Origin of the sequence: Citrobacter sp. Cm046 (assembly GCF_030333065.1) — a bacterium.
GTDB lineage: Bacteria > Pseudomonadota > Gammaproteobacteria > Enterobacterales > Enterobacteriaceae > Citrobacter > Citrobacter murliniae.
The window spans coordinates 165,354-180,567 of record NZ_JAOWGP010000046.1 but is presented as its reverse complement, the minus strand read 5'-3'; the positions used below and the strand labels follow the sequence as shown (position 1 = coordinate 180,567).

Here is a 15,214-nt window from a genome sequence, read left to right as displayed (position 1 = left end):
CACACCTGCAGCTTGAAGTATGAAGGGTATTATTGACCGGCGATCTTCATCTCCGGCAACAGTACAGAACCACACTGTATATTACTGCGCGTTTCAATATCGTTCCCTACGGTCACAATATTGCGCCACATCTCTTTTAAGTTACCGGCAATGGTAATTTCACTTACCGGATACTGAATTTCACCGTTTTCGACCCAGAAGCCAGCCGCACCGCGAGAGTAATCGCCGGTAATACCACTCACGCCCTGCCCCATCAGTTCGGTAACAACCAGGCCAGTGCCCATCTCTTTGAGCAACTGCTCGAAGCTTAGCCCTTGTCCGGGAATACGCCAGTTGTGAATGCCGCCAGCATGACCGGTGCTTTTCAGCCCCAGTTTACGGGCAGAATAGTTGGTCAACAGCCACTGAGTCAGTACACCATCTTTGATAATGTCACGACGCTCGGTACGCACGCCTTCACTGTCGAACGGTGAGGATGCCAGTCCTTTCAACAGATGCGGGTGTTCTTCAATGGTCAGCCATTCCGGCAGGATCTGTTTGCCCAGTGAATCCAGCAAGAAGGTGGATTTGCGATACACCGAGCCGCCTGCAATAGCGCCTACCAGATGTCCAAACAGTCCGGTCGCCACTTCGTTCGCAAAAATAACCGGTGCTTTCATGGTGGACAGCTTACGCGGCGACAGGCGAGATAAGGTGCGACGGGCACAGTCTGCGCCGACCCACTCCGGCGTTTGCAGATCGCCAATTGCACGGCCAATGGTATAGGCATAATCGCGTTCCATATCGCCGTTCTCTTCAGCGATAACGCAACTGGAAAGTGAATGACGCGTGGAGCAGTAACCCTGTAGCATGCCATGGCTGTTACCAAAAACTTTGATGCCATAGTGGCTATTAAAACTGCCGCCTTCGGTGTTAGTAATGCGCTTATCGGCCTGTAACGCAGCCTGTTCAGCACGCGCGGCCAATTCAATAGCTTCATCAGGCGACACTTCTGCCGGGTGGAACAGATCTAAATCTGGCGCATCAAATGCCAGCAGCTCTTTATCTGCCACGCCCGCGCACGGGTCCGGCGAGGTGTAACGGGCGATATCCAGCGCGGCCTGCACGGTACGTGCGATAGCCTGCGGGCTTAAATCAGTGGATGATGCGCTCCCTTTACGGTTCTGGTGATAAACCGTAATGCCAAGAGCACCATCACTATTGAATTCTACGTTCTCCACTTCACCATAACGGGTGCTGACGCTAATACCCGTGGTCTTGCTTACAGCGACTTCCGCGCCATCCGACTGACCTGACGCTAGCTCCAGTGCTGTCGAGACCGCTTCTTCCAGAATCTTACGCTGCGCTTCAACTTGTGAGATTACTTTCATCGCAAATGCCATAATGTAGAGAGTTTCTCTGAAGTCTAACAGAGAACCGTTTTTCAGTGCGCATCTTAACTGGTAACATTAGCCTCTTTTTTTAAGGAGCCTGACATGACTAAGCAGCCCGAAGACTGGCTCGACGACGTTCCCGGTGATGACATCGAAGACGAAGACGATGAAATTATCTGGGTCAGTAAAAGTGAAATTAAGCGTGACGCCGAGGAGTTAAAGCGCCTGGGCGTAGAACTGGTAGAACTGGGGAAAAACGCGCTGGATAAAATCCCGCTCGATGCGGATCTGCGTGCCGCCATTGAACTGGCGCAGCGTATCAAGATGGAAGGCCGTCGCCGCCAGTTGCAGCTGATTGGTAAAATGCTGCGCCAGCGGGATGTCGATCCTATTCGCCAGGCGCTGGATAAGCTGAAAAACCGTCATAACCAACAGGTTGTGCTGTTTCACAAACTTGAACAGTTGCGCGATCGTTTGATCGTTGAAGGTGATGACGCGGTAGCAGAAGTACTGAGCCTGTGGCCAAACGCCGACCGTCAGCAGCTTCGTTCTCTGGTTCGCAATGCGAAGAAAGAGAAAGAAGGCAATAAACCGCCGAAATCAGCGCGTCAGATCTTCCAGTATCTGCGTGAGCTGGCTGAAAACGAAGCATAATTTCATGCGTTGAAAGTGCCAGATAACTGCGTCAATGCCTTATCTGGCCTACAGTCAATTACATACCCGGTAAGCGGCCACGCTACCGGGCATTCTCTTACTCTTCCGCTTCTGCTTGCGCTTTCTTCGCCAGACCATCCAACAGTTTTTGATGGATGCCGCCAAACCCGCCGTTGCTCATCACCAGAATGTGATCGCCAGGCTGCGCGGTTTTCACCACCATATCAGCCAGCGTATCAACATCTCCGCTCCAGTGAGCAGGCTGGACACAGGCTTCAGCTACTTCAGAGACCAACCACGGAATATGTGGTGGTTGCAGCAGGAATACTTCGTCCGCACGTCCTAACGAAGGTGCCAGATCGTCTTTGCACAACCCCATTTTCATGGTGTTAGACCGAGGTTCCAGCACAGCAATGATACGCGCCGTACCGCCGACTTTACCGCGCAGTGCCGCGAGGGTAGCCAGAATCGCCGTTGGGTGATGGGCGAAATCGTCATACACCGTCACGCCATTAGCTTCACCGCGTAGCTCAAGACGACGGCGGGCATTGATGAACGATCCCAGTGCGTTGGCCGCATCCGCTGGCGTCACACCAACGTGACGGGCCGCCGCAATCGCCATCAGGCCGTTGTGCATGTTGTGCTCACCCACCAGGCCCCATTTCACAACACCGGCTTTTTCACCGTCCAGCCACACTTCCCACTCGGAAGCATCAGTAGTCAGTTTTTTCGCCTGCCAGTGTCCCTGCTCGCCGACCAGTTCCTGTTCACTCCAGCATCCCATCGCCATCGTCTGTTTCAGATTGATGTCGTTTTCCGGGAAGATGATGCGACCCTGACCCGGCACAATACGCACCAGATGGTGGAACTGTTTCTGAATCGCTTTCAGATCGTCAAAGATGTCTGCGTGATCAAACTCAAGGTTGTTGAGGATCAGCGTTCGCGGGCAGTAATGCACAAACTTGGAACGCTTATCAAAGAACGCGCAGTCGTACTCATCCGCTTCAATGACAAAAAAGTCGCTTTCGCCCAGACGAGCAGAAACCTCAAAATTACCGGGTACGCCACCAATGACAAACCCCGGCTTATAACCGCAGGCTTCCAGAATCCAGGTCGCCATCCCTGCCGTGGTGGTTTTACCGTGTGTCCCCGCCACCGCCAGTACCCAGCGATCGCGCAGAACAAAGTCATGCAGCCACTGCGGACCGGACATGTACGGAATATTCTTCTCAAGCACCGCTTCCACGCACGGATTGCCACGAGTCATGGCGTTACCGATGATCACCAAATCCGGCTGTGGGTCGAGCTGGCTGGCATCGTAACCCTGAATCAGGTCAATGCCCTGCTTCTCAAGTAAAGTACTCATCGGCGGATACACATTGGCGTCCGAACCCGTTACTTCATGGCCGAGCGAACGCGCCAGCATCGCCAGACCGCCCATGAAGGTGCCACAAATTCCCAAAATATGAATGCGCATACGTCACTATCCTTTTTTAATCTGGGGGCCATTTTACGCACATGTCTGGCAAGTGAGAAACGCATTTCAGGATATTCCGTAGTTTGCTGGCGCGATTCACCTGAGCGCGATAGCTGAAATATTTGTTAATATTGTTGCGGTCGCTTTACTCCACATAAATTGCAGGGAAAGTGTTATGAAAACGTTAGGTGAATTTATTGTCGAAAAGCAGCACGAGTTTTCTCATGCTACCGGTGAACTCACTGCTTTGTTGTCGGCAATAAAGCTGGGCGCCAAGATCATCCACCGCGATATCAATAAGGCCGGTCTGGTCGATATCCTGGGTGCCAGCGGTGCAGAAAACGTGCAGGGAGAGGTACAGCAAAAACTCGATCTGTTTGCGAACGAAAAACTGAAAGCAGCACTGAAGGCTCGTGATATTGTCGCAGGCATCGCCTCCGAAGAAGAAGATGAAATCGTCGTCTTTGAAGGTTGTGAACACGCAAAATATGTCGTGCTAATGGATCCGCTGGATGGCTCATCCAACATCGATGTTAACGTCTCCGTCGGTACGATTTTCTCTATTTACCGCCGCGTAACTCCTGTCGGCACACCGGTCACGGAAGAGGATTTCCTGCAGCCGGGTAACAAGCAAGTTGCTGCGGGCTATGTTGTTTATGGTTCATCCACCATGCTGGTGTACACCACCGGTTGTGGCGTACACGCCTTCACCTACGATCCTTCTCTGGGCGTATTTTGCCTCAGCCAGGAACGTATGCGCTTCCCGGCAAAAGGAAGCACCTACTCCATTAACGAAGGCAACTACATCAAATTCCCGAATGGCGTGAAGAAGTATATTAAATTCTGCCAGGAAGAAGATAAGGCCACTCAGCGCCCGTACACCTCGCGCTATATTGGATCTCTGGTCGCAGATTTCCACCGCAACCTGCTGAAAGGCGGGATCTACCTGTATCCAAGCACCGCCAGCCACCCGCAAGGGAAACTGCGTCTGCTGTACGAATGCAACCCAATGGCCTTCCTGGCCGAGCAAGCGGGCGGCAAGGCGAGCGATGGCAAAGATCGTATTCTGGATATCACCCCAGAAAGCCTGCACCAGCGTCGCTCGTTCTTCGTAGGTAACGACCATATGGTTGAAGATGTAGAACGCTTTATCCGTGAGTTCCCGGACGCGTAAACGCAACATCCCGGTCTACACCACGTTGTAGGCCGGATAAGCGAAGCGCCATCCGCGCACGATACGGTAATATTGCCGGATGGCGGCGTAAACGCCTTTATCCGGCCTACAAAATCCATAGCCCGATTACGACACCTGCAACCGGAACGCCGCCATCGCCTCCAACAGTGCATGTGACTGCTCTTCCAGTGAGCGAGTAGCCGCCGAAGATTGCTGTACCAACGCCGCATTCTGCTGCGCCGTTTCATCCATCTGGCTCACGGCAATGTTCACCTGTTCAATCCCGCGGCTCTGTTCCTGGGAAGCGCTGGCAATTTCACGCATTAGTTTAGTCATACGCATAACTTCAGTCGCAATCTCATCCATGGTTTCGCCCGCTTGCTGCGCCAGCTCACTTCCTTCTCCCACATGCGTGTGCGAGTCGCTGATTAAGGTACGGATCTCTTTTGCCGCTTCGGCACTGCGGCTGGCAAGATTGCGCACTTCTCCTGCTACCACCGCGAAACCACGCCCTTGCTCGCCAGCACGCGCCGCTTCAACAGAAGCATTCAGCGCCAGGATATTGGTCTGAAAAGCAATGCCATCGATTACGCTGAGGATGTCGGCGATACGACTGGAACTCCCGGAAATATCACGCATTTTTTCAATAACGTAGCACACCATTTCACTGCCCCGATCGGCGGTATCCGATACCGATTTTGCCATCTGATGCGCCTGTTCCGCGTTTTCCGCATTCTGTTTCACGGTCGCCGTTAGCTCTTCCATACTGGCGGCGGTCTGTTCCAGCGAGGTTGCGGTGGATTCTGTACGTTGTGCCAGGTGTTGGTTACCTGCGGTCAGTTCGCGACTGCCGAGATCAATTAGCGAGCTGGCATCACGTACGCGTTGCACAGAATCACCCAATGCATGACGCATTTCATCCATTGCAGTATTAAGGCGGTTGAATTCGGCACTGGCTGACAAGGCAGTAACGGGTGACAAATCGCCCGTCGCCAGACGCTCGAGCTGTTCCACAATGTTATCCAGAGGCTGCAGAAACTTATTTCGCAGCATAAACCAAATAACCGCCAACAAAGCAATGGCAGCCAACATGGATATTCCCATAATACCGTGATAAATCAATGAAGTAATTACACGGGTTGCGGCATAAAGCCCCATCCCTCCAGTCAGCAACAGAAGAAAAGTCAGCAGAGACAATAACACCAACAAACTTGATCGAATTGAAAGGGATTTTGGCATCGTTAAATTTCCGGTTGTAGGGATAAAACAGACCTGTACAGAACCTATCGACTACAACCGGAAAAAGTTTAGGTATTTAAATGTTTTCTATAAAATCATGATGTTACTTTGGTGCCGCAGACGTGGTAACTCTGGTTACCGGTGAACTCTGACGGTTCTCCCACAACACGGTAAGACCCCGTTGCAAGGCAATAAAAATAAACAATAAAATGCCAATGGCGATTTTTGTCCACCATGAACTTAATGTTCCATCAAAATTAATGTAGGTCTGAATCAGCCCCTGAATGGCTACGCCAAACAGGGTTCCTAAAACCGTTCCCACTCCGCCGCTCAGCAGCGTACCGCCAATCACCACCGAGGCAATAGCATCCAGTTCTACGCCGACACCTGCCAGTGCATAACCTGCCTGGGTATAAATTGAAAAAACAATTCCGGCCAGCGTCGCCAACCCGGTAGACAACATATAGATGCGGATTGTCGTACTGCGGGTTGAGATCCCCATCAGGTTGGCAGAGGTGGCATTACCGCCGATAGCGTAAACCTGATTGCCAAACCGCGTACGGTGCGCAAGGAATATGCCGATCACCACCACAGCCAGCATCAGCAATCCCATCGCGCTTAGGCGACCGCCGCCGGGGATCTTCCATGCCAGGCTGGAGAGCGTGTCATAAACAGGATGGTTAATCGGGATTGATTCTTCGGAGACCAGATAGCTGACGCCGCGAAGGAAGAACATCCCCGCCAGAGTAATGATGAATGCCGGGATCTTCAGCGCATCAATTAACAACCCCATAAACGCACCGAATGCGCAGCCCATCAACAGAATCAGGGGGAACGCCAGCAGAGGAGAAATTCCCCAGTAGCCAATGGCCTTTGCCAGAAATACGCCAGTAAAAGCAATCACTGAGCCGACGGAAAGATCGATCCCGCCAGAGAGAATGACGAAGGTCATACCAACAGCAATGATCCCTAAAAAAGCGTTATCAGTCAGGATATTGCATATCACTCGGGTAGAGGCAAAAGCCGGGAATTGCGTCAGACAGTAGAGATAGCCCAGCACAAAAACACCGAGGGTGATCATCAACGGTAAATTACGTTTTATCATGACCGCGCACTCCTTTTATCAGGCTGATAAAGCGTTGTGACTGCACGACCAGCACACACAACACGACAATGGCTTTGACCACCTGGTTCAGCTCCGGCTGGAAGCCCGAGAGTAAAATCCCGGTGTTCATCCCCTGAATAATGAGGGCTCCGACTACCGACAACAGCAGGTTGAAACGCCCTCCCATCAACGAGCCGCCGCCAATGACCACCGCCAGAATGGCATCTAACTCCAGCCATAATCCGGCATTATTAGCATCTGCCCCACGAATATCCGCAGTGACGATAATTCCGGCAATCGCTGCGCACAGGCCGCTCAGTATATAGGTGAGCATTACAATGATGCGGGTGTTCACCCCGGCGTTTTTCGCCGCGCGAATATTGATACCTACCGCTTCAATAAACATGCCCAGCGCCGTTTTGCGGGTCAACAGCCAGAATGCAACCAACGTCAGCAGCGCGATGATCACCGGCGTAGGGAACAGTAACAACGAGCCGCTGCCGAACCACGACAGATCGGGGGAATTGAAGGTGACGATCTGCCCTGAGGTGATCAATTGCGCAACTCCACGCCCGGCCACCATCAGGATAAGCGTCGCGACAAACGGTTGGATCTTGAGGATCGCCACCAGAATACCGTTCCACAATCCTGCCAGAATACCGGAGCCTAACGCAGCGAGCAGGACAATAGGTAAACTGTGTCCTGCGACTGTCATCGCAGCGGTGGTGGCGCCTGCAATGGCCATCACCGCACCAACAGAAAGATCGATACCGCCGGTGGCAATCACCAGCGTCATGCCAATCGCCAGCAGCGCTACGGGCGCAGCGCGGTTGAGAATATCAATAGGGCTACCGAACAGGCGGCCGTCCTGCAAAATCACCTGATAGAAGTGCGGTGCTACCAGGCTATCCACCAGCAACACCAACAGCAGCGCTACCAGCTGTGGCATTCCTTTTGGCCAGCGAAACCGTCGTTTAGGCGGAGTAGATTGGGGGAGAGATTGAGGCATCACAATAATCTCCTTAGGCCGCAATGGCGTTCATAATTGCCGGTACGGACAGTTCAGCCAGTGGGATCTCTGCCACCTGTTTGCGATCGCGCATAATAATGACCCGATCGGCATAACCCACCAGCTCTTCCAGTTCGGACGAAATAACCAGCAGAGCGAGGCCATCAGCGCACAGCGTTTCGATCAAGCGAATGATCTCCGCATGCGCACCGACGTCGATCCCACGCGTCGGTTCATCAAGGATCAAGAACTGTGGTTTAGTCAGTAGCCAGCGTGACAACAGTACTTTTTGCTGATTACCGCCGGAGAGAAATTCGATCGGCTGTTCGGCGTTCGGCGTACGAATGCCGAGCTGGCGGATAAAGCGCTCGGCGATCTCGTTTTGTTCTTTACGGGGAATGGGCCGCAGCCAGCCTCGCTGCGCCTGCAGGGCCAGAATGATATTTTCCCGCACCGAAGCAGCGGCAATAATGCCATCCGTTTTCCTGTCTTCCGGGCAAAAGCCGATCCCCAGGCACGAGGCCTGATGCGGCGATCGCAGGGTCTGCGGTTTACCTTTGATCAGCGCACTGCCACTGTCGGCAGGTTTAATACCGAAGATCACTTCCGCCGTTTCTGTCCGCCCCGAACCCAGCAACCCCGCCAGGCCAACGATCTCGCCGGGCCGAACCTGCAAATCAAAAGGTGCGATCGTGCCTTTCTTGCCAAAATTACTGAATGCCGCCACCGGCTTATCACTCAACAGCGTGCGACCTGCGCGCTGTAACGCATGGGTATCCAGCTCACGACCCAGCATCATTTTCACCAGTTCGATCTGTGGTAGTTCTCGTGTTTCACGGCACCCAACGAAGCCGCCGTTACGCAGAACGGTGATCCGATCGCTGACCTGATAAACCTGATCGAGAAAATGGGTGACGAAAATCAGGCTGACGCCGCGATCGCGCAGATGACGCATTAGTCCAAACAGCATTTCAACTTCCTGGGTATCCAGGCTGGCGGTGGGCTCATCGAGGATCAACACTTTTGCGGAGAGATCGATCGCCCGGCAGATGGCGACTATCTGCTGCATCGCCACGGAAAAGCGGTTAAGCGGTTCGCGAACGTCGAGAGAAAAACCGTAAGAGGCCATCAGCTCTGTCGCACGCTTTTCCATCTGTTTACGTTGCAACAGGCCAAAGCGCCGCGGCTCACGGCCAATAAACAGATTATCCGCTACCGACATATTGGGCAGCAGGTTCACTTCCTGATAAACGGTGCCAATCCCCAGTTGCTGGGCGTGGGCGGTATTTTTGGGTGAAATCGTCTGGCCTTCGAGCCAGATAGTGCCACGATCGGCATGGTAAACGCCGGTCAGCGTTTTGATCAGCGTCGATTTTCCGGCTCCGTTTTCTCCCAACAGCGCCATAATCTCGCCACGACGCAAGCTGAAATCCACGTTATCCAGCGCTTTGACGCCGGGAAAGAATTTACTTAATCCTTCGGTTCGGAGGATTTCCTGGTGCTGTTCGGTGGTCATGGTTCCCCCTCTATCAACTGCCGGATGGCGACGCTCGCATCTTATCCGGCCTACAATACACTCGCCTGTAGGCCGGCCATCCAGCATTGTTCGTCACGCTAACGACTTAGTAGCCCATGTTTTTCTTCTTCTCTAACTCTTCTTTGGCGGTATCAGGCAGATAGAGGATTGATTTGGTAATGGTCAGCTTCTCGGGCATCGTGCCGTCTTTTTTGAATTTCTCCAGCGCGTCGAATGCCGGACCAGCCATATTTGGCGTCAGCTCGACGCTGGCGTTGGCTTCGCCGTCAATCATCGCTTTATAGATATCCGGTACGCCGTCAATTGAACCGGTGAGAATATCTTTGCCCGGCTTCAGGCCTGCTTCTTTAATCGCCTGAATAGCCCCAATCACCATGTCATCGTTATGGGCGTAAACCATGCAGATGTTCTTGCCGTTGTTTTCCGCTTTGATAAAACTTTCCATAACTTCTTTACCTTTACTGCGGGTAAAGTCTCCGGACTGGGAGCGAATAATTTTGATATTTGGCGCGTTGGCAATGGCTTCAGCAAAGCCTTTTTTACGGTCGATTGCCACGCTGGCACCGACGGTCCCTTGCAGCTCAACGACGTTACATGGCTTGCCGTTCACTTCTTTAATCAGCCAGTCGCCGATTAATTTACCTTCCAGCACGTTATCGGCGGTGACAGTGGTCATATAGAGAGATTTGTCTTTTACATCGATGGAACGATCGAGCAAAAAGACCGGAATTTCGGCATCTTTAGCTTCTTTTAATACTGGCTCCCAACCCGTTGCCACGACCGGTGCAATGAAGATAGCATCCACGCCCTGGGCAACGAATGAACGTACTGCTTTAATCTGGTTTTCCTGCTTTTGCTGACCGTCGGCGATTTTCAGCGTAATACCGCGCTTCTCGGCCTCGCTTTTCGCCACGTTGGTTTCTGCGGCGCGCCAGCCGGACTCAGACCCGACCTGCGAAAATCCTACGGTTAAAGGGGCTGCCATTGCCATAGACGACATGGCTGCTGAAACTGCTGTGACTAAAAGTAAGCGCTTCCACATAAGTGCGTCCTCGTAGGGTGATTATTGTTGATTAATAAACAGTCGCGAAAAAACTATAGACAATCGAGCATGTAACGAATTGAGTTACATCACACTTCAAAAAAGTAAATAAAACGTTAATCACAAGTTTGTAATCGCTTTCATTACCCTATGAAAAATGCGACTGAACTTATGGATTTTTCTGTCATGCAAACAGTGTGAAAAAGAGAAATTCAGAGGAACTAAATCGAAAAACAAGCGGAGACATTCAGCGCGAGTTGGCTATAATACCCGCCACTTGTTTGCCATAGCATATTTAAAGGAAACAGACATGAGCTTACTCAACGTCCCTGCCGGTAAAGATCTGCCGGAAGATATCTACGTTGTTATCGAGATCCCTGCGAACGCAGATCCGATCAAATACGAAGTTGACAAAGAGAGCGGCGCCCTGTTCGTTGACCGCTTCATGTCCACTGCGATGTTCTACCCATGCAACTACGGTTACATCAACCACACCCTGTCTCTGGATGGTGATCCGGTAGACGTTCTGGTCCCGACTCCGTACCCGCTGGAGCCAGGTTCAGTCATCCGCTGCCGTCCGGTTGGCGTACTGAAAATGACCGACGAATCCGGTGAAGATGCGAAACTGGTTGCAGTACCGCACACCAAACTGAGCAAAGAATACGATCACATCAAAGATGTGAACGACCTGCCGGACCTGCTGAAAGCGCAGATCACTCACTTCTTCGAGCACTATAAAGACCTCGAAGCGGGCAAATGGGTGAAAGTTGACGGTTGGGACAACGCAGAAGCTGCAAAAGCTGAAATCGTTGCATCCTTCGAGCGCGCCGCGAAGAAATAAGTTCGCTTGTGCTGGTAGCCCTGAACACCAGACTCTGGTTAGTAAGGGTTTTTTTATGTCTGTGCTTTCCCCCTTCCGTTTCCTCACGCAACCTGCTGGTTCCTTTTTGACCTACCAAATCGGGTAGTCACATTTCATTTATCTTATTTGCGAATAAGATTCGATCTCATTATCATTCGCAACACGTAAATAAATGTGAATAAACGTCAATGAACCTCCACAATGTGAAGTCCCTGAAATGCTATTCCGGTGTGGCCTTCGCCACAGCGCTGCTATTTACCACTCTGTCCGGTTACGCAGGTACGCTGCCTGAGAAAGATTTTCTGACCCGCGATGTCGGTAACGGCGTGTATGAACTGGCGGTTGATGGCCAACAGAATGCACTTTTTGCTGCCTCGTCGCCGTCGTTTGATAAGGATAAAACCAGTGGGCTGATCTATAAACTCGATCTGGAGAAACTCACCACCACGGAAGTTATTACTACCAGCCGTCGCGCTTTTGCTACCGCGCTGGATGCAGAAAATCATGTTCTGTATGTTGGAAATACGCTGGAAGGTTCAGTAACGCTAATCGATACCCGCAGCGGTAAAGAGCTGGCGATACTACAACTGAGCGAGACCAAAAACCCGAAAGACATTGTCCATACCCGTGAAATGGTGCTCGATAAGCAGCATCACCGTCTGTACATTTCCGGCGTCGCAGAAAAAGGAATTGTCTGGGTAGTAGATACGCAAAAGCGTGAAAAAATTGCCACTATTGAAAATATGGGTGAATACCCGACCGGCATGGCTGTTGATGCCGATAAAGATCGCCTGTATGTCGTTAATGGCAGAAACGAGTTGATTACTCTGGATACCACCAGCCATAAAATTATTAACCGCTTTACCATTGAACCTGCCAAAAAACATTTCTTCCTGAATATCGCTCTTGATGCGAAAAATAATCGTGCATTCCTCACCGATCCTGATCTCGCGGACGTACTGGTTGTCGATATTAATAACGGAAAAGTCATTTCGCCAATTAAGGTAATTAATTCTCTTGCCGTGTTATATAACGAAAAACGTCAGGAAGTTTACATCACCCACCGCAATGCAAAACGAGTCAGCATTGTGGACAGCAAGACCTATCAGGTGAAACAAAGCATTGAAACCAATGCATTACCAAATAGTCTTGCGCTATCGACAGATGCTAACTCCTTGTATGTCAGCGTAAAACAGCCAGAAAAAATGATTGGCGTGAAGCCCGACTATGTGCTGAAAATCGATCTCTCTAAATATTAATAATCAAAAATCATTCTTTCACCTTGTCGCCAAAACGACGACAAGGTGACGTTGTTATTTTTACTTTTCAGGTGTCTTATATTATGAAAACGCGTCAACTTATTACGCTGACAGGGATCGTTGCACTCTCTGGCGGTGTTATATTCCCCTCACAGGCCGAGGAATTAAGTGAAATTTCTCGCAATAGCGAAGATGAAATGGTAATCACCGCATCAGGTTTCTCACAACAAAAACGTGAAGCCCCGGCGACCATTTCCGTTATCGATCGTAAAACACTGGATATTCAACCCGACCGTAACATCGGTGAAGCAATAAAAAATATTCCCGGCGTTTCAGTTACCAACAGCAGCGGTATGAATGCTGGCAGCATTATGATCCGCGGGATGGACCCGTCCTATACTGCATTCATGGTCAACAGCGTCAAACAAAACACCGGAGAGTCACGCCCGTACGGACACGATATTGGTACCGAAGCCAACTTCTTACCGCCGATGGAGGCCATTGAGCGTATCGAGGTTATTCGCGGGCCGATGTCATCGCTGTACGGATCAGATGCCATCGGCGGCGTGGTGAACGTTATCACTAAAAAGCCTTACGGTACAAAGGACTGGACGACGGCAATTGCCGCCAATACCTGGCTTCAGGAACACCAGTATCTGGGCAATACCAGCCAGATGAATCTGTTCACTATGGGTCCCATTATCCCTGATGTTCTGGGATTAAGCGTGGCGGCAGACTGGCTCGACCGACGCGATGACGATCGCAACAATTACTTTGGCAAGCATAACCGTAAATCCGTGGATATGACGCTGGGTCTGGCCGCCAGCGAAAATAACCTGTTCGACCTCAACGTCGTCACCGGTGAACAAGAGAAAAACCGCACCCAGAAACGTGGCGCGCCGTGGTCATGGCTGTTCGATCGTAACGCCGTCACCCTCACTCATACCGGCTGGTACGCAGAAGATACCGTCGCGACAACCAATTACATTAACTACGAAAAAGGCCGGTCAAAATACGTTTACGACGGGCAATCACCGCAGTATGTGCAGATGGAAAACTACGTCGCCAACTCGCAAACCACCATCACTCTCGACAACCACAAGCTGACCGTCGGGGCGAATTTTACCCGTGAAGAGTTAAACGACCGCTTTGATGTGGCAAACAAAACGCTGCCGGGTTCAGAACCCGTGACCAAAGTCAGCCGCAACGGTTGGGCGCTGTTTGCTGAGGACGGTTGGAGTATTGATGATTTTATCCTGACTACGTCAGCGCGTATGGATCAGGATGATAATTTTGGGACACATATTACGCCAAAAATGTACGGCAACTGGGCATTCAGCGATGCCTGGGCGCTGAAAGGCGGCGTTTCCGCAGGGTATAAAAAACCAGAGCTGCGCGCGACCTCCAGCGACTTCGTCACGCCTTACGGCTCAACTGTGCCTTATCCGTTCCTGACGGTGGGTAATGACGACCTGAAACCGGAGAAAAGCGTTAACTCTGAGCTGGGTCTCTACTGGACAGGCAATACATTGTCGCTGGATAGCACCGTCTTCTATACCCAGTTCAAAGATAAAATTGCCGAGCAAACCATTTGCGAAACCACGGCGACAAATCAGTGCTCCGTAAATGGTTACAAGGCAGATTCCGTCAGTAAGTACTTCAACGTTAGCGAGGCGGATGTATACGGTGTGGAGTTTAACGCCGACTGGCAAATCAGCGCGGATATTAAAGCTAACGCCAACTACACCTGGAACCACAGCGAGCAGAAAAGTGGGGTAAATAAAGGCTACGCGCTGAACGATTACCCACGCCATATGGCAAATCTGTCGCTGAACTGGACGGCAACACAAAGTCTGGACGTATGGAGTACGGTGAATTATCGCAGCAGTAACCGCAACAGTGGCAACAACTATAAGTACGATGACTACACGATGGTAGACGTAGGCGTACGCTATAAACTCAATAAAAATACACAGCTGATGGCGGGTATCTACAACCTGCTGGATGAGGATCCGAAGCTGACTACCGCGTGGAATGAGTCCGCTCAGGTGGAAGGACGTCGCTATAACCTCGGCGCGCGAGTGGAGTTTTAAGCCCTGTAATAAAACAACGCCACCCGAGGGTGGCGTGTTCATATTAGTACTGGTCTCTGTCTAACCAGTTACCGCTTTCAATCAGCGTTAACCCCTCGACCGGACGTTGGTACACGTACATCCATGCACTTCCGTACGGCGTCTGAATTAACTGGCGTGCATACTCGCCGCCTCGCGTACGCAGAGCGTCAAGCTCTGCCAGCGTAGCGTTGTCAATACGATAAACTTCCCCGTGTACCGATCCGTTTCCCGGAACTGCGCCTGGATAGTGGCCCAGACTATACAACTGGTAGTTCTCGATATTGAAATCACCCAGCAACTGGGCGTTGGTCATCCAGTGGCTGTTGCCCTGTTTGCGTCGTAAACTACCGTAGACAAATATTCGCATTG

Annotated in this window: 13 protein-coding genes; 5 read left to right on the top strand and 8 right to left on the bottom strand. The window is 51.4% G+C overall.

The window, feature by feature from the left end:
- Window positions 1-29: 29 nt before the first annotated feature.
- Window positions 30-1,382 (bottom strand): metalloprotease PmbA, encoded by a 1,353-nt coding sequence (pmbA, locus tag OGX98_RS22110; RefSeq protein ID WP_045439120.1) that lies wholly within the window; start codon window positions 1,380-1,382, stop codon window positions 30-32.
- A 93-nt stretch (window positions 1,383-1,475) separates the two neighbouring features.
- On the opposite strand from pmbA, the gene yjgA reads away from it, so the two are divergent.
- Window positions 1,476-2,027 carry a ribosome biogenesis factor YjgA gene (yjgA, locus tag OGX98_RS22105; RefSeq protein ID WP_045439118.1) on the top strand — a complete coding sequence of 184 codons (552 nt, stop codon included), beginning with the start codon at window positions 1,476-1,478 and terminating at the stop codon, window positions 2,025-2,027.
- Window positions 2,028-2,124: 97 nt separating this feature from the next.
- On the opposite strand, the gene mpl is transcribed toward yjgA, so the two are convergent.
- Complete coding sequence (gene mpl, locus OGX98_RS22100; RefSeq protein ID WP_284096880.1) at window positions 2,125-3,504, bottom strand: UDP-N-acetylmuramate:L-alanyl-gamma-D-glutamyl-meso-diaminopimelate ligase; 1,380 nt, start codon at window positions 3,502-3,504, stop codon at window positions 2,125-2,127.
- 175 nt (window positions 3,505-3,679) lie between these two features.
- Here mpl and fbp point away from each other — a divergent pair, with 175 nt between their 5' ends.
- Window positions 3,680-4,678 carry a class 1 fructose-bisphosphatase gene (gene fbp, locus OGX98_RS22095; RefSeq protein ID WP_045439113.1) on the top strand — a complete coding sequence of 333 codons (999 nt, stop codon included), beginning with the start codon at window positions 3,680-3,682 and terminating at the stop codon, window positions 4,676-4,678.
- A 126-nt stretch (window positions 4,679-4,804) separates the two neighbouring features.
- Here the strand turns inward: fbp and OGX98_RS22090 are convergent, their stop codons facing one another.
- From OGX98_RS22090 to ytfQ, 5 genes are all read right to left on the bottom strand, one after another.
- Complete coding sequence (locus OGX98_RS22090; protein ID WP_286595923.1) at window positions 4,805-5,917, bottom strand: methyl-accepting chemotaxis protein; 1,113 nt, start codon at window positions 5,915-5,917, stop codon at window positions 4,805-4,807.
- A 103-nt stretch (window positions 5,918-6,020) separates the two neighbouring features.
- Window positions 6,021-7,022, bottom strand: coding sequence for a galactofuranose ABC transporter, permease protein YjfF (gene yjfF, locus OGX98_RS22085; protein ID WP_200012458.1), 1,002 nt, complete (start codon window positions 7,020-7,022; stop codon window positions 6,021-6,023).
- Window positions 7,009-8,031, bottom strand: coding sequence for a galactofuranose ABC transporter, ATP-binding protein YtfT (ytfT, locus tag OGX98_RS22080; RefSeq protein WP_286596010.1), 1,023 nt, complete (start codon window positions 8,029-8,031; stop codon window positions 7,009-7,011). Before ytfT ends, yjfF begins: the two co-directional genes overlap by 14 nt.
- Before the next feature lie 13 nt (window positions 8,032-8,044).
- Entirely contained in the window at window positions 8,045-9,547 is a 1,503-nt protein-coding gene (ytfR, locus tag OGX98_RS22075; protein WP_286595922.1) for a galactofuranose ABC transporter, ATP-binding protein YtfR, read from the bottom strand.
- A gap of 106 nt (window positions 9,548-9,653) precedes the next feature.
- Window positions 9,654-10,610, bottom strand: a complete 957-nt coding sequence (gene ytfQ / locus OGX98_RS22070; protein ID WP_048222286.1) for a galactofuranose ABC transporter substrate-binding protein YtfQ — start codon at window positions 10,608-10,610, stop codon at window positions 9,654-9,656.
- Between the two features lie 310 nt (window positions 10,611-10,920).
- On the opposite strand from ytfQ, the gene ppa reads away from it, so the two are divergent.
- The 3 genes from ppa (at window position 10,921) to OGX98_RS22055 (ending at window position 14,824) form a co-directional block, all read left to right on the top strand.
- Window positions 10,921-11,451, top strand: coding sequence for an inorganic diphosphatase (ppa, locus tag OGX98_RS22065; protein ID WP_045439097.1), 531 nt, complete (start codon window positions 10,921-10,923; stop codon window positions 11,449-11,451).
- A gap of 209 nt (window positions 11,452-11,660) precedes the next feature.
- A complete protein-coding gene (gene yncE / locus OGX98_RS22060; protein ID WP_353622284.1) occupies window positions 11,661-12,731 on the top strand; it encodes a 7-bladed beta-propeller protein YncE in 1,071 nt (356 codons plus the stop codon).
- Window positions 12,732-12,814: 83 nt separating this feature from the next.
- A complete protein-coding gene (locus OGX98_RS22055) occupies window positions 12,815-14,824 on the top strand; it encodes a TonB-dependent receptor domain-containing protein (protein WP_286595920.1) in 2,010 nt (669 codons plus the stop codon).
- Window positions 14,825-14,867: 43 nt separating this feature from the next.
- On the opposite strand, the gene OGX98_RS22050 is transcribed toward OGX98_RS22055, so the two are convergent.
- A complete protein-coding gene (locus OGX98_RS22050) occupies window positions 14,868-15,212 on the bottom strand; it encodes a gamma-glutamylcyclotransferase family protein (protein ID WP_045439093.1) in 345 nt (114 codons plus the stop codon).
- Between the last annotated feature and the right edge of the window lie 2 nt (window positions 15,213-15,214).